The sequence below is a fragment of the Streptomyces sp. NPDC006309 genome (assembly GCF_040613095.1).
Taxonomy (GTDB): Bacteria; Actinomycetota; Actinomycetes; order Streptomycetales; family Streptomycetaceae; genus Streptomyces.
Genome location: NZ_JBEXRO010000003.1, coordinates 448,233 through 465,309, shown reverse-complemented (window position 1 = coordinate 465,309; position 17,077 = coordinate 448,233). Strand labels below are relative to the sequence as shown.

The following is a 17,077-nucleotide window of genomic DNA, read 5'->3' as shown; positions in this document are numbered from 1 at the left end:
GAAGTGAAGTAGTAATGGCCAAGCGAATCGACGTGAGCGGACTCACCGCCTACTACGGCTCACACAAGGCGATCGAAGACATCTCGATGACCGTCGAGCCGCGCTCGGTGACGGCGTTCATCGGCCCCTCCGGCTGCGGCAAGTCGACGTTCCTGCGCACGCTGAACCGGATGCACGAGGTCACCCCGGGTGGCCGTGTCGAGGGCAAGGTGCTGCTCGACGACGAGGACCTGTACGGCACCGGGATCGACCCGGTGTCCGTCCGCCGCGAGGTGGGCATGGTCTTCCAGCGCCCGAACCCGTTCCCCACCATGTCGATCTTCGACAACGTGGCGGCGGGCCTGCGGCTGAACGGCAGCTACAAGAAGAGCGAGCTGAACGACGTCGTCGAGAAGTCGCTCAAGGGCGCGAACCTCTGGAACGAGGTCAAGGACCGTCTGAACAAGCCGGGCTCCGGCCTGTCCGGCGGCCAGCAGCAGCGCCTGTGCATCGCCCGCGCGATCGCGGTCGCGCCGGACGTCCTGCTGATGGACGAGCCCTGCTCGGCGCTGGACCCGATCTCCACGCTCGCCATCGAGGACCTGATCTGTGAGCTGAAGGAGCGCTTCACGATCGTCATCGTGACGCACAACATGCAGCAGGCGGCCCGGGTCTCGGACCGCACGGCGTTCTTCAACCTGTCGGCGGTCGGCCAGCCCGGCCGGCTGATCGAGATCGACGACACCGAGCGGATCTTCTCCAACCCGTCCGTCCAGGCCACCGAGGACTACATCTCGGGCCGCTTCGGCTGACCCCGGAACACCTCGCGGTGCTGCATGGCGGTGCCACCGCGAGGATGCGGAAGGGCCCGCCCCCGGAATCCCGGGGGCGGGCCCGACGCGTTGTCCGTCAGAGCGCCACGAGGTCGACGATCCCGAAGGCCGCGGCGGCGACCAGCGCGGCGGCCGGCATCGTGATGAACCAGCCGAGGACGATGTTCTTCGCCACGCCCCAGCGGACGGCGTTGACGCGCTTGGTCGCGCCCACGCCCATGATCGCCGAGGTGATGACGTGGGTCGTGGAGATCGGCGCCTTGAAGAGGAAGGCGGTCGTGAACATGATCGACGCGCCCGTCGTCTCCGCGGCGAAGCCCTGCGGCGGGTCCAGCTCGATGATCTTGCGGCCCAGGGTGCGCATGATCCGCCAGCCGCCGGCGTAGGTGCCGAGCGAGAGCATCATCGCGCAGACGAGCTTCACCCAGACCGGGATCGGGTCGTCGAACGTCGCGTTGCCGGAGATCACCAGGGCCAGCACCACGACACCCATGGTCTTCTGGGCGTCCTGGAGGCCGTGGCCGAGCGCCATGCCGGCCGCCGAGACGGTCTGCGCGATGCGGAAGCCCCGCTTGGCCTTGTGCGGGTTGGACCGCCGGAACAACCACATGATCGCGGTCATCATCAGGTAGCCGACGACCAGACCCACGACCGGCGACAGGAACATCGGAATGATGACCTTGTCGAGGACGCCGCTCCAGAGCACGTCCGTGCCGCCCGCCAGCGCCGCGCCCACCATGCCGCCGAACAGCGCGTGGGACGAGGAGGAGGGCAGCCCGAAGTACCAGGTGACCAGGTTCCAGACGATCGCGCCGATCAGCGCGGCGAAGAGGATGCCCAGTCCCTTCGAGCCCTGGGGTGTCTCGATCAGGCCCTCGCTGACCGTCTTGGCGACCCCGGAACCGAGGAAGGCGCCGGCGAGGTTCATCACGGCCGCCATGGCGAGGGCCGCCCGCGGGGTCAGCGCCCGCGTCGACACCGAGGTGGCGATCGCGTTCGCGGAGTCGTGAAAACCGTTGGTGTACGTGAAGAAGAGCGCGACCGCGATGGTCACGATCAGGGCGAAGGTGTCCATCGACGCCTCAGGACTCCTTGACGGCGATGGTCTCCACCGTGTTCGCCACGTGCTCGAACGCGTCCGCCGCCTCTTCCAGGACGTCGACGATCTGCTTGAGCTTCAGCACCTCGATCGCGTCGTACTTGCCGTTGAAGAGCTGGGCGAGCAGCTTGCGGTGGATCTGGTCCGCCTGGTTCTCCAGCCGGTTGACCTCGATCCAGTACTCGGTGAGGTTGTCCATGGTCCGCAGGTTCGGCATGGCCTCGGCCGTCAGCTCGGCCGCCCGGGCCAGGACCTCGATCTGCTGCTCGACGCCCTTGGGCAGTTCCTCGACGTTGTAGAGGACGACCAGGTCGACGGCCTCCTCCATGAAGTCCATGATGTCGTCGAGGGACGACGCGAGGTTGTAGATGTCCTCGCGGTCGAAGGGCGTGATGAAGGAGGAGTTCAGCTGGTGGAAGATCGCGTGCGTGGCGTCGTCACCGGCGTGTTCCGCGGCCCGCATACGCTCTGCGATCTCGGCCCGGGCGGAGGAGTCCGCCCCGAGCAGTTCCATCAGGAGCTTCGAGCCTGTGACGATGTTGTCCGCGGACGCGGCGAACATGTCGTAGAAGCTCGTCTCCCTGGGGGTCAGACGAAAGCGCACGTGGGGTCCTCGGGGTGCTTCGGTTTCGGTCAGGCTGATGCTAGGCGCATCATCCGGCCACGGCTAATGGGCCGTCCCCCAGTGTCGCCCATGAACCTCGGTGATCAGCACGGGGGCGTACCAACGGCCCTCTACCCCGGAAAGTTCGTTACCATATACCCACAGGGGGTATGTATCCCTTTTGTCCGCAGCTCGTTCCGAGACGGAGGCCAGCGATGACGACGACCGAGGCCGGCGCCACGCACGGCTACCACCAGCAGAAGGACGAGCACCTCAAGCGGCTGCGCCGCATCGAGGGCCAGATCCGCGGTCTCCAGCGGATGGTCGAGGAGGACACCTACTGCATCGACATACTCACCCAGGTCTCCGCCTCCACCAAGGCCCTCCAGTCCTTCGCGCTCCAGCTGCTGGAGGAGCACCTGCGGCACTGCGTCGCCGACGCGGCCGTCAAGGGTGGTGACGAGATCGACGCGAAGGTGGACGAGGCGACGAAGGCGATCGGCCGCCTGCTGCGCACCTGAGCTGCCCGGTGCCGGTCCCGGTCGGGGCGGGCGTCAGGCCGGATCCCGCTCCTTCGCCACCCGCAGCACCTCGTCGATGCTCTCCAGGCTGAGCCGGTCCTCGGCCGCCGACGCCGCGATGATCAGCTCTCCGCACAGTTCGATCTCGGCGAGAGCCACGTGGTCCTGTACCGCCGTACCACCGACCGGAGCCACCCGCCTCACCTCTTCCCCGCCGTCACCGACTTCCTAGGGTAGGCAGCGGCCCACACACCGCGCATGGCACGGACGGGCTACTTACCGGGTGGTGTCCCGGACTAGTGCGCCGGCCGGTTTCCGACCCCGCCGCTGGTGGTGCGCTCGGCGACCCGGCCGGCGTAGATGTCCGCCGGCGCCGGCAGCCGCACCTCGGCGGGGACGCCGAAGTCGTACAGCAGCAGGGTCGAGGCGACCGCCACGGTGGCCTTCCGGCGGCCGTTGACGAAGCTGAAGCGCTGCCGGAGCTTGCGGATACGGCCCTGGTCGTCCAGGTAGACGTCGAACGGCACCGCGGCCGTGGCGAAGCCCTTCGCCGCCGCGGCCAGGGACGCGGCGTTGCCCGCGGAGGCGGACCGGGCCGCCCGGGCCAGGTCGGCGATGCCCCGGTAGTGCCGCACCGCCGTCCCGCCGACCCGGGTCCGGCCGACGAAGACCGCCTGCCGCGTCCCGCGCAGCACCTCGGCCGCCGCGTACGGGTCGGTCGCGCCGCCGGTGACCAGGTTGCCGTCGGACAGCGTCGCGCTGTCCACCCGCACCCACTTGTCGGCGGGCACGCCCGCGCCCCGGTTCTTCATGAACAGCGCGCCGGGGGCGAGGAGTTCGGTGATGGGGCGGTGCTCGGAGGTGCCCGCGGGGTCCTCGGGCAGCATGACGGTGAGCCGGCCCAGGCGGCGCCGGTAGTCGTAGACACCCCGGCCGCGGATGGTGACCCGGGTGCCGCCCGTCGCCATCTCCATCGAGGTGCCGGCCTTGGAACTGCCCGCGTCGCGCAGCGCGTCGGCCGCCCGGTGCAGGACGGCGACCGGATCGCCGCCGCCCTTGACGTCCTCGGCGGCGGCCCCGCTGCCCGCACAGCCGGTGGCGCCCGTCCCGAGGCCGAGGAGGATGCCCACCGCGACGACCGTCCTGCCCGCGCGTCTGTCCTGCCGCCGATCCATCGCCTGCCTACCCCCAGCCGGAGTGTCCGTCACGGGTCGCCCTGTCGTCCGGATAACGACGGCTGGGGAACGCCGTCACGCGCAGCGCCGGGCGCCCGGGCGCAGGCGCGCGAACCCCGGGGACGCGCGGGGGTGGCTTCGCCGTCGGCTGGGTACCGTTGTCGGCGTGGCAGTCACCGCGGCGCAGCAGGACGGGCCGGAGCGTGCCCGGCCCGGGCAGGAACACCTCACGACGACGGCCGAGCAGGGCCGTTTCTGCGTGGCCAGATGCAGCTGCGGCTGGCGCGGCCCCGCCCGCCGAGCCCGCAGCCAGGCCCGCACGGACGCGGAGAGCCACACGACGCTCCGGTGACGCGTCCGCCCCCGTCACCGCGCGCGGGCCGGTGAGCCTGGCGGGCCCCCGGCCCCCGGCGGCCCGGTGACCGGACTCGCCCCCACCGTCGCGCACAGCCGGCCCGCCTGACAGGCCCCGGCCACGCGATGGCCGGCGCCCGGCGCCGGGCGTTGCGGCAGGTGGTTGGCTGTCCGGTCGACGGGGGCGTCGACGGCCTGGCCCGGTGGCGGGGTTCGATCGTGTCGTTGCGTGCGGCTGGTGGGTGTGGCGGCCCTCTGCCACGTGGCGCTCGGTGCCGGGCGTTGCGGCAGGTGGTTGGCTGTCCGGTTCGACGGGGGTGTCGACGGCCTGGCCCGGTGGCGGGGTTCGATCGTGTCGTTGCGTGCGGCCGGTGGGTCGGCGGCCCCCCGCCACCGGGCGGCCCTGGACCGGATGTTGGACACCGGCATGTCCGACGCCACGGCCTCCTGGCACCTCGGCCCCGACGGCGAGTGGACCCGGCACGCGGTTGGCCGTCCGGTCCACGGGGTGTCCGCGCCCCGGCCCGGTGCCGGGGCGGGCCGCTGTGTGCGGGCCGCCCCGGTCGGCGGGAGGCGTTCGCCCGGTGGCCCGGTGGTGAGGACGGGCCCCGTGCCGCCGGGTGTCCCTGGGGCTCAGGGGGTGGCGGCCGTGTGCTTCTGCCAGGTTCGCTGGAAGGTGAAGCGGGATGCTTCCACCTCGTGGCGCTGGTCGGCGTGGAGGACACCGAGGGCGTAGGCCGTGGCCGGGGTGATGCGGGGGGTGCGGGCGGCCTGGGCCGCCGCGGCTGCCGCCTCCGAGGCGTCCCGGTGGCGGTTGAGGGCCTGGCCCGCGGCCAGCAGGCGTACGTCCACGGGGGCGGCGGTGCCGGGGCCGTGCAGGACCTCGTGGGCGTACCGGTGCAGGCGCAGCAGGAGGCGGACCTGGTGCCAGGGGCCGTCCTGGGGGTGCGGTGACGGGTCCGGGGACAGACCGTGGACCAGGGCCTCCGCGTTGTAGGGGTGGCCGGCGGCGACCAGGGGGAGGGCGGCGACGGCGTCGGTGAGGCGTTCCTCGGCGGCCGCGGCGAGCGTGTGCAGGGCGGTGGTGGGGGCGGCCGGGGCGAGGGGCACCTCGCTGGCGAGCAGGGCGACCTTGTCCGCGACGGCGTGGAAGCGGGAGGAGCCGAGGGCCTGGAGGGCCGTGGAGTGGGCCCGGGTCCGGGCCAGGGTGAGCTGGCGTTCGAGCAGGGCGCCCGCCTTGGCCGCGCCGACCGTGAGGGTGCTGCGCTCCGCTGTCGCCGTCGGGCGGTCGGGGCCTGAGGGGCCGACGGCGGCCGGGGTCGCCGTGCGCCCGGGGAACACCACCGCTCCCGACAGCCGCTGCAACGCCAGCAGCAGCCGCTCCAGCCGGGCCTCGTAGGCGTGCTCCAGGCCCAGCGTGCCCGACAGCCAGGCCAGTTCCGGGCGCATCTCCTCGGACCAGTCGGGGTCGAGCAGGGGACGGAAGGTGTGCAGGCTGGCGCTGATGCGGCGGGCCGAGCGGCGCAGGGCGCGGGCGGCGTCGACGGACGCCTCCGTGCCGTTCGGGCCCACGCCTGCGCCGCCGCCCGCGCGTGCCCGGGCGGGGGTGTTTCCGCTCTGGCCCCCGGTCTCCCGGTGCAGGCGCAGGGCGCGGAGGAACTCCGTGGCCTGGGCACGCAGGTAGCCCGCGAGGGCGTCCCCGGTGGCCGTGAGGGGCGGGGTGTCCGTCGGGTCAGGGTGTCGCTGTGCCACGCCGGCGCCTCCGGGCGTCTATGAGCATCTCCTGGACGTTGCGCAGGGGCTGGCCGTCCGTGTCGGTCGCGTGCCGGGTCCACTCGCCGTCGGGGCCGAGGTGCCAGGAGGCCGTGGCGTCGGACATGCCGGCGTCCAGCATCCGGTCCAGGGCCGCCCGGTGGCCGGGGTCGACGACCCGGACCAGGGCTTCTATCCGGCGGTCGAGGTTGCGGTGCATCATGTCGGCGCTGCCGAACCACACCTCGGGGTCGCCGCCGTTGCCGAAGGCGAACACCCGGGAGTGTTCGAGGAATCGGCCGAGGATGGAGCGGACCCGGATGTTCTCCGACAGGCCCGCGACGCCGGGGCGGACGGCGCAGATGCCGCGGACCCAGATGTCGACCGGTACGCCCGCCTGGGACGCCCGGTACAGCGCGTCGATGATCGCCTCGTCCACCATCGAGTTGACCTTGATGCGGACGAACGCGGTCCGGCCGGCCCGGTGGTGCTGGGCCTCCTTGTCGATCCGCGCGATCAGGCCGTCGCGCAGGGACTTGGGGGCGACGAGGAGGCGGCGGTAGGTCTCGCGGCGCGAGTAGCCGGACAGCCGGTTGAAGAGGTCGGAGAGGTCCGCGCCGACCTGGGGGTCGGCCGTGAGCAGGCCGAGGTCCTCGTAGAGGCGGGCCGTCTTCGGGTGGTAGTTGCCGGTGCCGACGTGGCTGTACCGGCGCAGGGTGTCGCCCTCCTGGCGGACCACGAGGGACAGCTTGCAGTGCGTCTTCAGGCCGACCAGGCCGTAGACGACATGGCAGCCGGCCTCCTCCAGCTTGCGCGCCCACTTGATGTTGGCGTGCTCGTCGAAGCGGGCCTTGATCTCGACCAGGACGAGGACCTGTTTGCCGGACTCGGCGGCGTCGATGAGCGCGTCGACTATGGGGGAGTCGCCGGAGGTGCGGTACAGGGTCTGCTTGATGGCGAGGACGTCCGGGTCGGCCGCCGCCTGCTCCAGGAAGGCCTGCACGGAGGTGGAGAAGCTGTCGTACGGGTGGTGCAGGAGCACGTCCCGGGCGCGCAGGGCCGCGAAGACGTCGGGCGCGGACGCGGACTCGACCTCGGCGAGGTCGCGGTGGGTGCCGGCGACGAACTTGCGGTACTTCAGCTCCGGCCGGTCCAGGGAGGCGATGCGGAAGAGGCCGGTGAGGTCGAGGGGGCCCGGCAGCGGGTACACCTCGGCCTCGGAGATCTTCAGTTCGCGTACGAGGAGGTCGAGCACCTCGCGGTCGATGGACTCCTCGACCTCCAGGCGCACGGGCGGGCCGAAGCGGCGCCGCATGAGTTCCTTCTCCAGGGCCTGGAGGAGGTTCTCGGTGTCGTCCTCCTCGACCTCGAGGTCCTCGTTGCGGGTGAGGCGGAAGGTGTGGTGCTCCAGCACCTCCATGCCCGGGAACAGCTCTTCCAGGTGGGCGGCGATGACGTCCTCGATGGGGACGTAGCGGCCGGGGCTGCTCTCCAGGAAGCGGGACAGCAGCGGCGGCACCTTCACGCGCGCGAAGTGCCGGTGGCCGCTGACGGGGTTGCGTACGACGACGGCCAGGTTCAGGGAGAGGCCGGAGATGTACGGGAAGGGGTGCGCGGGGTCCACGGCCAGCGGGGTGAGGACGGGGAAGATCTGGTGCCGGAAGAGGGTGAAGAGCCGTGCCTGCTCCTTCTCGGCCAGCTCGTTCCAGCGGACGAGGTGGATGCCCTGCTCGGCGAGCGCGGGGGCGATGTCCTCGTGGTAGCAGGCGGCGTGCCGGGCCATCAGCTCCCGGGAGCGGGCCCAGATCATCTCCAGGACCTCGCGCGGCTGGAGGCCGGAGGCGGAGCGGGTGGCGACGCCGGTGGTGATGCGGCGCTTGAGGCCGGCCACCCGGACCATGAAGAACTCGTCGAGGTTGCTGGCGAAGATCGCGAGGAAGTTGGCGCGCTCCAGCAGGGGGGTGGCCGCGTCCTCGGCCAGTTCCAGGACGCGTTCGTTGAAGGCCAGCCAGCTGCGTTCCCGGTCGAGGAAGCGGCCCTGGGGCAGGAAGCTGTCGCCGGCCTGTGACTCCTCGTACGCGTCGAGGTCCGCGTCGATGTCGGGTTCCAGATCGGAGACCGCGGCCGCCACGGTGTGCTGGCGGTGCGCGGCGAGGGAGCCCACGGAGGGCTGGGGGTGCTGGACTTCCGCCTGGGTGTCTGACTGGCTCATGAACCCATTCTTCCGCGCGGCGGGTGACACAGGCGCGTCGGAACGTGCGGGCGGGAGCGTCACGGCCCCGTTCCCCGCGGGCCCCTCGGGGGGCGGCGAAGGTTCTGGCACGGCGGGCTTCATTGGCCGAGCGTCGCAAGCCCGTCTGAATCAGCGGTTACGGAGACATGACGTGCGGGATAGCGCGGGGCGGCCCGAAGGGGTTCCCGGTCGCGGAAAGGCCCGGTCCCGGTACGTCCGCGCCGTGCGGAGGCGTACCGGACCGGGTGCGGGCCGGAGGGTTCAGGCGGACCGGCGGCGCAGCACCGCGTACGCGGCGGTGGTGGCGAGCGCGGTCAGGGCGAGGGCCATGCCGGTGGCGGCCAGGTGCAGCGGCCAGAAGCCGTGCAGGGGGCCGCGCAGTGGCAGCCACAGCTCGCGCAGGTACAGCCGTACGGCCAGGGTGGCGGCGCAGGCGGCGGCGAGCGCGGGGAGCGTACGGCGCAGGGCCAGGCCGGCGAGGGCGCCCGTGGCCAGCGCGCACAGCGTGAGCGCGGGCAGCAGCGGGCCGCGCGGGACGAAGACGCGGTCCCAGGCCCAGTGGGTGACCAGGACGTCCTGGTCGGCGGACCACACCGTGTTGTACACCAGGGCGAGCACGGCGGTGCCGGCGAGCAGGGGCAGCGCGGCCGTGGCCAGCTTCGCGGTCAGCCAGCGGACCGGGGTGGCGCCCTGGGTCCAGGCGAGCGCGGCGGTGCCGGACTCCAGTTCGCGGCCGATCAGGGCGGCTCCGGCCCAGGCGGCCACCGCGCAAGGGGCGTAGGAGAGGGCTCGGCCGAGGAGGTTCATGACGTTGCCGGTGTCGGTGAACGCGGTGTACACGCACCAGCCTCCGGGCACGCAGGACCGGTCCCGGGGCGCCGCCGAGCAGTGGATCCAGAGCAGTCCGCCGGCCCCGACGACCACGAACGCCGTCCACACGAGCAGGGCCGGGCGGTGCAGCCGCAGCAGGGTGCGGCCGATGGCCGGGCGGCCGGCGGCCGGGTGGGCGGTGGCGGGCGAGAGGGTCATGCGGTGACTCCTCCGGTGGCGGTCCTGCCCGCGGTGGTGGCCTGGGCCGTGGCCGGTCCGGTCAGCCGGCGCAGGGCCAGGAAGCAGCCGAGGACGAGCAGCCCGGCCATGGCGAGGACCAGCGCGCCGGTGGTGAGCTGGAGCGGCCAGTAGTGGGAGAAGGGGTGGTAGGTGTTCCAGTGCCCGGTGAAACCGGCGTACGCGTTCCGGCACGCCTCGACGGAGCCGCACTGGGGGACGGGCACGTGGGCGCCGGTGCGGGTGATCATGCCCTGGTCGACGGTGAGGCCGGAGCCGGCGAATCCCTGGTCCATCGTGGAGACGCGGGTGACGGCGGGCCACAGGTGCGGCAGCGCGATCTCGGCCAGGCCCCGGACGCCGGCGGCGACGACCGTGCCGACCAGGAGCGCGGGCAGGGTACGGCGCAGCAGCAGCCCGGCGAGGGCGCCGGCGGCGAGCCCGGCGAGGGTCAGGGCGACGATGCTGGGGCCGCCCGCGTGGAAGGTCCAGCGGTCGGACCACGGCTTGGCGGTGTCGATGCGGCCGTGGCCCGCGTTCCAGGCCAGGTGGTGCAGCGAGAACAGCAGCGTGGTCCCGGCGGTGACGGCGAGGGCCGGCACGGCCAGCCGGACCGCCAGCCAGCGCGCCGGTGACGCGCCCTGCGTCCAGGACAGCAGGGCGGTGCCGGACTCCAGTTCCCGGCCGGTGAGGGCGGCGCCGGCCCAGGCGGCCACCAGGAGGGGCAGCGCGTTCAGCGCGAGGGTGGCGTAGCTGTAGTAGTCCTTGTAGCGCAGGATCGCGGCCTGGTCGTAGTGGCACCGCTCACCGGCGCAGGCGTTGTACTGCCGCCAGGCCTCGGCGGCGGCGTCGGCGAGCGGGCCGCGCAGGGCGAGCAGCAGGGCCGCCAGGACGAGCACCAGGCCCGCCCACCCGTACAGCGCGGGCCGGTGCAGGCGCAGCACCCAGCGGGACAGGCGCGGGCTCGTGGCGGCCGGCGCCGGGGCGGTGCCGGTCAGGGTGGCGGTCATGCGGCACTCTCCTCGGTCAGGCCCGGCGCGCCGGGGTTGCGCAGGTGGGCGAGGACCAGGTCCTCCAGTGAGGGCGCGGAGGTGCGCCAGTCGGCGGAAAGCGGTGCGGCCGGGCGGATCAGCGCGGTGAGCTGGCGGCCGGTGACCCGGGACTCCACCACGGTGTGCCCGCCGAGGGCGGTGGTGCCGGCGGCGCCGGTCACCCGCAGATGGGCGCCGAGCAGGTCGTCGATCTCGCCGGCCAGCCGGATCCGGCCGCCGCCGACCAGCAGCAGGTGGTCGCAGGAGTCCTCCAGCTCGGCGACGACGTGCGACGACATCACGATGGTGGTGCCGTACTGGGCGGCCTCCGCCATCAGCGTGCCCATCAGCTCGTGCCGGGCCAGCGGGTCCAGGTCGGCCATGGGCTCGTCGAGGAGCAGCAGGCCGGGCCGTTTGCCGAGGGCGAGAGCGAGCGCCACGCGGGTGCGCTGGCCGCCGGACAGGGAGCGGACGCGGGCCCTGGGGTCCAGGTCGCCGCCCGCGACGACCTGCTCGGCGACGGCCGTGTCCCAGTGGCCGGGATTGAGGTCGGCGCCCATGCGCAGGGTCTCGGCGATGGTGAGCTGCGGGTAGAGCGGCTTGTCCTGGGCGACGAAGCCGACCCGGGGGCGGGCCGCGGCGGGGGTGGTGCCGAGGACGCTCACGGTGCCCTCGGTGGGGGCGGTGAGGCCGGCGGCCAGGGCCAGCAGCGTGGACTTGCCGGCGCCGTTGGGGCCGACGACGGCGCACACGCGCCCGGTGGGCAGCCGGAACGAACAGTCCCGCAGGGCCCAGGCCCCGCGGCGGCCGAACCGTTTCCCGAGAGTCTCGGCCCTCAACGCCGTGTCGCTGCTCATGACGGATCTCCCTGGAAGTGCTTGTCGAGTACGGCGGTGAAGAGTGCGGCCACGTCGTCCCGCTCCAGCCCGGCGGCGCGGGCGCTGCGTGCCCACTGCTCCAGTTCGGTGCGCAGCGGGGAGTCGGCGGGGGCGGTGCCGAGGGACCGGCGCACGAAGGTGCCGAGTCCGCGTCGCGCCTCCACCAGACCCTCGCGTTCCAGCTCCCGGTAGGCCTTCAGGACGGTGTTGGGGTTGATGGCGGTGGCCTCCACCACTTCGCGTGCCGTCGGCAGCCGGTCGCCCGGTTCCAGCAGGCCCATGCGGAGCGCCTGTTTGGTCTGCTGGACGATCTGCACGTAGGTGGCCACGCCGCTGTGCCGGTCGATGCGGTATTCGACCATCGCTGCACCACCCTTTCACTAATCAAGTAGTGAAAGGGTGGTGCAAGGGTGCGCCAAAGTCAACTTCCCTCCGCCGGACCCCGGCTCCGGATGCCGCCGGGGTCCCTCACGCGCGGGTGCGGCCGGTGGGGCTCACGTCTCCGTGCGGTACATCAGGTCCGTCTCGTGGACCCGGAAGCCCAGGCGCTCGTAGACCGAGACCGCCGCCTTGTTGTCGGCGTCGACGTAGAGCATCGCGGCCGGCAGCTGCTGGGCGGCCAGGTGGCGCAGGCCGATCGTGGTGAGGGCCTTGCCGAGGCCGCCGCCCTGCGCCCCGGGGCGCACGCCGACGACGTACACCTCGCCCAGCCCCTCCTCGGCGTGCGTCTTGGTCCAGTGGAAGCCGATCAGCTCCCCGTCCCGCTCGGCGAGGAAGAACCCGGCCGGGTCGAACCACGGCTCGGCCTTGCGGGCGTCCAGGTCCCGCTGGGTCAGCGAGCCCTGCTCCGGGTGGTGGGCGAAGGCGGCGGCGTTCACCGCGAGCCAGGCCGCGTCGTCCTTGCCGGGCACGAAGGCGCGTACGGTCACGCCCTCGGGCAGTGTCGGGGCGGGCAGCTCCAGATCGGTCAACGAGCGCCGCATCTGGCGCAGTTCGCGGAAGAGAGTCAGTCCGAGGACCTGGGCGAGGTGCCGGGCGGCCGGGTGCCCGCCGTGCGCCCACACCCGCAGCCGCTTGCCGGAGGCGGCGAGCAGGGCCGAGCCGAGCGCCCGGCCGTGTCCGTGCCCGCGGTGCGCCGGGTGCACGACGAGCTCGGCGGCCGGCGCCTCCACCGGGTCGGTGTCCTCCAGCTGGGCATAGCCGGCGGGTTCCCCGTCGACGGTCAGCAGCAGATGGGAGACGCCCGGGCGGGCACCTCCGCGCAGCTGGAGCCGGCCCTGCTCGGACACCGGCTGCTGGCCGTCCACCCGGGCGGCCTCGCCGAGCAGGTGCAGCACGGCCTCGGCCCGGTCCGGGGTGAGCGCGGAGTAGGTCTCGATGGAGCGGGAGGGAAAGGCCCGTACGGCGTCGTCGCTGCTCATGCGTATGAGGGTACGGGGCGGGCGCCGGGAAGTGCCGAAACCAGGATGTGACCCTGAACCCCCTGTCGCGCTACGCGCGTTGACCCTAGGCTGCGCCGAGCCAGCACAGCCGACCCACAGGGGGGTCCCCATGCCAGCCGCGCCCCGGCGCACCGGACGTCGCACGTACGGTCTTCTCGCCACCGCCGCAGGCCTCGCCACGATGGCCGCGCTCACCGCCGCGCTCCCGGCCGGCGCGCACGACGGCGGGAGCCGTCCCGGCCGCTACCAGGACGTGCAGCTGCTCTCCTTCAACGACCTGCACGGCAACCTGGAGCCGCCGGCCGGCTCCTCCGGCCGGGTCAGCGAACTCCAGCCGGACGGTACGACGAAGACGGTCGACGCGGGCGGTGTCGAGTACCTCGCCACCCATCTCCGCCAGGCCCGTGCGGGCCACCCGTACTCGATCACCGCGGCCGGCGGCGACATGGTCGGCGCCTCCCCGCTGCTGTCGGGCCTCTTCCACGACGAGCCGACCGTCGAGGCGCTGAACAAGCTGGACCTGGACGTCACCTCGGTCGGCAACCACGAGTTCGACGAGGGCGCCCGGGAGCTGGCCCGCCTCCAGAACGGCGGCTGCCACCCGACGGACGGCTGCTACACCGGCGAGAGGTTCCGGGGCGCGGACTTCCCCTACCTGGCCGCGAACGTCCAGGACGAGAGGACCGGCAAGCCGATCCTGAAGCCGTACTGGATCTGGAAGAAGAAGGACGTCCGCATCGGCTTCATCGGCGTCACCCTGGAGGGCACCCCGGGCATCGTCTCCGCGGACGGCGTCAAGGGGCTGGCCTTCAAGGACGAGGCCGAGACCATCAACAAGTACGCCAAGGTGCTCCAGCGCCAGGGTGTGCAGTCGATCGTGGCCCTCATCCACGAGGGCGGCTACCCGGCCTCCGGCAGCTACAACTACGACTGCGACTCCCCGGGCGCCGGCACCGGCCTGTCCGGCCCGATCGTGGACATCGCCAGGAACGTCACCCCGGCGGTGGACGCCCTGGTCACCGGCCACACCCACCAGGCGTACGTCTGCACGGTCCCCGACCCGTCCGGCCGGCCCCGCATGGTGACCTCCGCGGCCTCCTTCGGCCGGCTCTACACGGACACCACGCTGACCTACGACCGCCGCACCGGTGACATCGCGCGTACGGCGGTGAGGTCCGCGAACCACGTGGTCACCCGGGACGTCCCCAGGGCACCGGACATGACCGACCTGATCTCCCGCTGGAACACCCTGGCGGCCCCCATCGGCAACCGCCCCATCGGCTACATCTCCGCCGACGTGGACAACACCGGCACCGAGTCCCCGATGGGCGACCTGATCGCCGACGCGCAGCTCGCCCACGGCCGCGCACTCGACCCGAGGACCAGCCTGGCCCTGATGAACCCCGGCGGGGTGCGGGCCGGACTGACCTACGCGGCCAAGGGCACCGAGGGCGACGGCGTGGTCACCTACGCCGAGGGCTTCACGGTCCAGCCGTTCGCCAACACCGTCAACCTCCAGGACTTCACCGGCGCCCAGCTGGTCCAGGTGCTGAAGGAGCAGGTGAGCGGGGTCAACGAGGCGGCGCCGAAGATTCTCCAGCCGTCGGCGGGGCTGACGTACACGCTGGACCTGACGAAGTCGGGCGCGGACCGCGTGGTGACCGACTCGATCCGGCTGAACGGCACGCCGGTCGACCCGGAGGCCACCTACCGCGTCGCCACCAACAGCTTCCTCGCGGGCGGCGGCGACGGCTTCCCGACCCTGGGACAGGGCACGGGCGACCTGGTGGGCAGGGACGACCTGACCGCCCTGGCGGACTACCTGACGGCGCACTCGTCGGCGAGCGGCCCGATGGCCCCGCCGAAAGCCGACCGGATCACCGTCGTGCGGTGAGACCCGGGTGAAACCCCTGCCGTGAGACCCCTGTGGCTCCGCACCCGTGACGACGGGTGCGGAGCCACCGCTGTCGCGCGGCCGGCGGGTTCAGGACGCGGTGGGCGTCCAGTCGCCGAGCCAGTCGGCGACCTCCTGGTCCGCCGCGCGGGCGTCGCTGAGCTGGGGCCGGTCGGCGCTCGCGGGGCCCGCGCCCGCCCCCGTGTTGCGGTACTCGGCGAAGCGGTCGTCCTTCCAGGAGAAGCCGCTCATGTCGGTCCACGGCGCGGTCCTGACCGCCGCGCTCAGCGTGGTGTCGCGGACGGTGGTCTGCGGGTCGAGAGTGGCGTCGCCGCCGGCGTGCCAGGGCCGCCCCAGGTAGAAGGTGCGGTCGGCGACGTCGCCGGTCACGGCCGAGTCCGCGATCAGGATGCCCTTGCGGCCGGCCGCGGTGCTGGGCGCGGTGACGTAGCCGGCGGAGCTGCCGTCCCACCGCTTCTTCAGGGTGATGACCGACCTGTCGATGACCGCCGTGGCCCGGCCGAAGATGAAGTCGACGTTGCCGGTGACGTAGGAGTCGGTCAGGTGGACGCGGCCGAGTCTGTCCTTGGCGGCGGTGTCGAGGAGCAGGGTGTCCTGGTCGCCGCTGACGATGATCCCGTCGAGGAACACCTTGTCGGCGGCGGTGCGCAGGGCGACCGCCTGCTGGGCGATGTCCTGGTGGGCGCGCTCGTCGAAGTCGTTGGCGATGGTGAGGTTGCGGGCCTGGAAGTCGTCGGCCTCGACGGCGACGGTGGCGCTGCCGCCGGTGCCGTAGGTGCCCGACCCGTCGGGTTTCCTCGTGCCGGAGGCGTTGTCGTAGACGATGACGGTGTCCTTGCGGCTGGTGCCGGTGCCCCGGAGGGTGACGTGCGGCTTGTCCGCCGGGATGCGGACGGTCTCCCGGTAGGTGCCCGGCTTGACGGCGATGACGACCCGGGAGGGGTTGTTCGCGGGTACGGCGTTCACGGCGGCCTGCACGGTCGAGTACCGGCCCGAGCCGTCCTTGGCGACGGTGAGCGTGGTGGTGGCCTTCGTCGTGGTGGCGGGCGTCGTACCGAGCGACCCGCGCGGACCGGCACCGGACTTCACGACGGACGGCACGTCGGCGGCCTTGTCGAGGGTGTAGCCGTAGTAGCTCCGCGGGTCCCAGGCGGCGCCCGTGCCGCCGCTCTCGTTGCGGCCGGTGGTGCCGGAGAAGACGTTGCCGCGCTGGACGAGGGTGGCGGTGGCGTCCCTGATCACCGGGTTGGTGATGCCCTGGAAGTAGCTGTTCTCCAGCAGCATGTCGGTCCTGCCGCGCGCGTAGTTGCCGTACGAGGAGGTGATCGCCGTGCCCGGGTCGTCCTCCAGGTAGTTGTTGTACAGGTGCGCGTGGGCGACGTTGTCCGTGGACGGGTTGCGCTGTTCGGTCTCGCGGATCCAGTTGTGGTGGATCGTGATGTCGGCGGTGGTGTTCTCGGTCCAGCCGATGCCGAACGCCTTGTTCTCCTGGCCGAGCCGGTTGAAGGACACGGTCAGGTAGGTGGTGTCCTTGCGGCTGTCGATGAGTCCGTCGGCCATGTGCCGGATGTCGTTGTGATCGATCCAGACGTGGTGGGCGCCGTCCATCTGGATGCCGTCGAAGTCGTGCTCCTTGTCGTTCCACACGCCCTGGTAGGCGTCCCGGATGGTCAGGTTCCGGATGATCACGTTGTGGACGCCTTGGCCGAGGAAGAAGCCGCCGCCGACGATCTGTCCCGAGGTGCCGGAACCGATGATCGTCTTGTCGGAGGCGACCTTGATCTCCTTGCCGACCGGGTCCATCGTGATCGCCGCGGCGACGACGATGACGTACGGCTTGTCGGCCGTGGCGTACTTCTCCAGGTCGGCGAGTGTCCGCACGGTGACGAGCCGGCCGCCCCGGCCGCCGTACGTGCCGTTCTGCCCGAGGGCGTGCACCGAGGCGAAGCCGTCCGCGGTGGCGGTGGCCCAGGCCGGCGCGGCCGCGGGGGCGGGGGCGGCGGAGGCCCGCGACTGGGCACCGGGTGCGAGGAAGCCGTAGCCGAGGGCGCCGCCGGCGGCGAGCGCGAGCGGCAGCCCGCACGCGAGCGCCGTACGGCTTCTGCGGTGCCGGGAGCGAGGGGGGCGGGGGACGCGGGGGCTCATGGGCGGCTCCAGTCGGTGATCCGGGCGGGTGCTGCTGTGCAGTCGCCGCGGGCCGGGGGAAGGTTGCCG

General features: G+C 72.6%; 16 protein-coding genes. 4 read left to right on the top strand and 12 right to left on the bottom strand.

Features of this window, described 5'->3' with window-relative positions:
* Positions 1 to 14: 14 nt before the first annotated feature.
* Entirely contained in the window at positions 15 to 791 is a 777-nt protein-coding gene (pstB, locus tag ABZ117_RS06960; protein ID WP_356818110.1) for a phosphate ABC transporter ATP-binding protein PstB, read from the top strand.
* Between the two features lie 97 nt (positions 792 to 888).
* Here pstB and ABZ117_RS06955 read toward each other — a convergent pair whose 3' ends face one another.
* The gene (locus tag ABZ117_RS06955; RefSeq protein ID WP_356818108.1) at positions 889 to 1,887 is read right to left on the bottom strand and encodes an inorganic phosphate transporter; all 999 of its coding nucleotides are present in this window, start codon (positions 1,885 to 1,887) and stop codon (positions 889 to 891) included.
* A gap of 7 nt (positions 1,888 to 1,894) precedes the next feature.
* Positions 1,895 to 2,515 carry a DUF47 family protein gene (locus ABZ117_RS06950; protein WP_121788071.1) on the bottom strand — a complete coding sequence of 207 codons (621 nt, stop codon included), beginning with the start codon at positions 2,513 to 2,515 and terminating at the stop codon, positions 1,895 to 1,897.
* A gap of 215 nt (positions 2,516 to 2,730) precedes the next feature.
* Here ABZ117_RS06950 and ABZ117_RS06945 point away from each other — a divergent pair, with 215 nt between their 5' ends.
* Positions 2,731 to 3,036, top strand: a complete 306-nt coding sequence (locus ABZ117_RS06945; protein ID WP_356818106.1) for a metal-sensitive transcriptional regulator — start codon at positions 2,731 to 2,733, stop codon at positions 3,034 to 3,036.
* 33 nt (positions 3,037 to 3,069) lie between these two features.
* Here ABZ117_RS06945 and ABZ117_RS06940 read toward each other — a convergent pair whose 3' ends face one another.
* Complete coding sequence (locus ABZ117_RS06940) at positions 3,070 to 3,231, bottom strand: hypothetical protein (protein ID WP_356818184.1); 162 nt, start codon at positions 3,229 to 3,231, stop codon at positions 3,070 to 3,072.
* A 101-nt stretch (positions 3,232 to 3,332) separates the two neighbouring features.
* On the bottom strand, positions 3,333 to 4,211 hold the full coding sequence (locus tag ABZ117_RS06935) for a hypothetical protein (RefSeq protein WP_356818104.1): 879 nt from the start codon (positions 4,209 to 4,211) through the stop codon (positions 3,333 to 3,335).
* Between the two features lie 166 nt (positions 4,212 to 4,377).
* On the opposite strand from ABZ117_RS06935, the gene ABZ117_RS06930 reads away from it, so the two are divergent.
* A complete protein-coding gene (locus ABZ117_RS06930; RefSeq protein WP_356818102.1) occupies positions 4,378 to 4,563 on the top strand; it encodes a hypothetical protein in 186 nt (61 codons plus the stop codon).
* Positions 4,564 to 5,198: 635 nt separating this feature from the next.
* Here ABZ117_RS06930 and ABZ117_RS06925 read toward each other — a convergent pair.
* The 7 genes from ABZ117_RS06925 to mshD all read right to left on the bottom strand — a co-directional run bounded on the left by ABZ117_RS06925 (position 5,199) and on the right by mshD (position 12,927).
* Positions 5,199 to 6,317 (bottom strand): CHAD domain-containing protein, encoded by a 1,119-nt coding sequence (locus ABZ117_RS06925; protein ID WP_356818100.1) that lies wholly within the window; start codon positions 6,315 to 6,317, stop codon positions 5,199 to 5,201.
* Positions 6,298 to 8,529 carry an RNA degradosome polyphosphate kinase gene (locus ABZ117_RS06920; RefSeq protein WP_356818098.1) on the bottom strand — a complete coding sequence of 744 codons (2,232 nt, stop codon included), beginning with the start codon at positions 8,527 to 8,529 and terminating at the stop codon, positions 6,298 to 6,300. The genes ABZ117_RS06925 and ABZ117_RS06920 overlap by 20 nt, the downstream gene beginning before the upstream one ends.
* 282 nt (positions 8,530 to 8,811) lie before the next feature.
* Positions 8,812 to 9,579 carry a hypothetical protein gene (locus ABZ117_RS06915; RefSeq protein ID WP_356818097.1) on the bottom strand — a complete coding sequence of 256 codons (768 nt, stop codon included), beginning with the start codon at positions 9,577 to 9,579 and terminating at the stop codon, positions 8,812 to 8,814.
* On the bottom strand, positions 9,576 to 10,607 hold the full coding sequence (locus ABZ117_RS06910) for an ABC transporter permease (RefSeq protein WP_356818095.1): 1,032 nt from the start codon (positions 10,605 to 10,607) through the stop codon (positions 9,576 to 9,578). The genes ABZ117_RS06915 and ABZ117_RS06910 overlap by 4 nt, the downstream gene beginning before the upstream one ends.
* On the bottom strand, positions 10,604 to 11,485 hold the full coding sequence (locus ABZ117_RS06905) for an ABC transporter ATP-binding protein (protein WP_356818093.1): 882 nt from the start codon (positions 11,483 to 11,485) through the stop codon (positions 10,604 to 10,606). Before ABZ117_RS06905 ends, ABZ117_RS06910 begins: the two co-directional genes overlap by 4 nt.
* On the bottom strand, positions 11,482 to 11,868 hold the full coding sequence (locus ABZ117_RS06900) for a GntR family transcriptional regulator (protein ID WP_121788080.1): 387 nt from the start codon (positions 11,866 to 11,868) through the stop codon (positions 11,482 to 11,484). The genes ABZ117_RS06905 and ABZ117_RS06900 overlap by 4 nt, the downstream gene beginning before the upstream one ends.
* 132 nt (positions 11,869 to 12,000) lie before the next feature.
* On the bottom strand, positions 12,001 to 12,927 hold the full coding sequence (mshD, locus tag ABZ117_RS06895; RefSeq protein WP_356818091.1) for a mycothiol synthase: 927 nt from the start codon (positions 12,925 to 12,927) through the stop codon (positions 12,001 to 12,003).
* 130 nt (positions 12,928 to 13,057) lie between these two features.
* On the opposite strand from mshD, the gene ABZ117_RS06890 reads away from it, so the two are divergent.
* Entirely contained in the window at positions 13,058 to 14,842 is a 1,785-nt protein-coding gene (locus ABZ117_RS06890) for a bifunctional metallophosphatase/5'-nucleotidase (RefSeq protein WP_356818089.1), read from the top strand.
* A gap of 90 nt (positions 14,843 to 14,932) precedes the next feature.
* Here the strand turns inward: ABZ117_RS06890 and ABZ117_RS06885 are convergent, their stop codons facing one another.
* Positions 14,933 to 17,008: a pectinesterase family protein gene (locus ABZ117_RS06885; RefSeq protein WP_356818087.1), complete on the bottom strand. Its 2,076-nt coding sequence runs from the start codon at positions 17,006 to 17,008 to the stop codon at positions 14,933 to 14,935.
* Positions 17,009 to 17,077 lie beyond the last annotated feature (69 nt).

Bases quoted from the DNA above. Each gene is read 5' to 3' on its own strand.
- pstB (WP_356818110.1), top strand. From the start codon at position 15: ATGGCCAAGCGAATCGACGTGAGCGGACTCACCGCCTACTACGGCTCA.
- ABZ117_RS06955 (WP_356818108.1), bottom strand. From the start codon at position 1,887: ATGGACACCTTCGCCCTGATCGTGACCATCGCGGTCGCGCTCTTCTTC.
- ABZ117_RS06945 (WP_356818106.1), top strand. From the start codon at position 2,731: ATGACGACGACCGAGGCCGGCGCCACGCACGGCTACCACCAGCAGAAG.
- ABZ117_RS06935 (WP_356818104.1), bottom strand. From the start codon at position 4,211: ATGGATCGGCGGCAGGACAGACGCGCGGGCAGGACGGTCGTCGCGGTG.
- ABZ117_RS06920 (WP_356818098.1), bottom strand. From the start codon at position 8,529: ATGAGCCAGTCAGACACCCAGGCGGAAGTCCAGCACCCCCAGCCCTCC.
- ABZ117_RS06915 (WP_356818097.1), bottom strand. From the start codon at position 9,579: ATGACCCTCTCGCCCGCCACCGCCCACCCGGCCGCCGGCCGCCCGGCC.
- ABZ117_RS06910 (WP_356818095.1), bottom strand. From the start codon at position 10,607: ATGACCGCCACCCTGACCGGCACCGCCCCGGCGCCGGCCGCCACGAGC.
- ABZ117_RS06905 (WP_356818093.1), bottom strand. From the start codon at position 11,485: ATGAGCAGCGACACGGCGTTGAGGGCCGAGACTCTCGGGAAACGGTTC.
- ABZ117_RS06900 (WP_121788080.1), bottom strand. From the start codon at position 11,868: ATGGTCGAATACCGCATCGACCGGCACAGCGGCGTGGCCACCTACGTG.
- mshD (WP_356818091.1), bottom strand. From the start codon at position 12,927: ATGAGCAGCGACGACGCCGTACGGGCCTTTCCCTCCCGCTCCATCGAG.
- ABZ117_RS06890 (WP_356818089.1), top strand. From the start codon at position 13,058: ATGCCAGCCGCGCCCCGGCGCACCGGACGTCGCACGTACGGTCTTCTC.
- ABZ117_RS06885 (WP_356818087.1), bottom strand. From the start codon at position 17,008: ATGAGCCCCCGCGTCCCCCGCCCCCCTCGCTCCCGGCACCGCAGAAGC.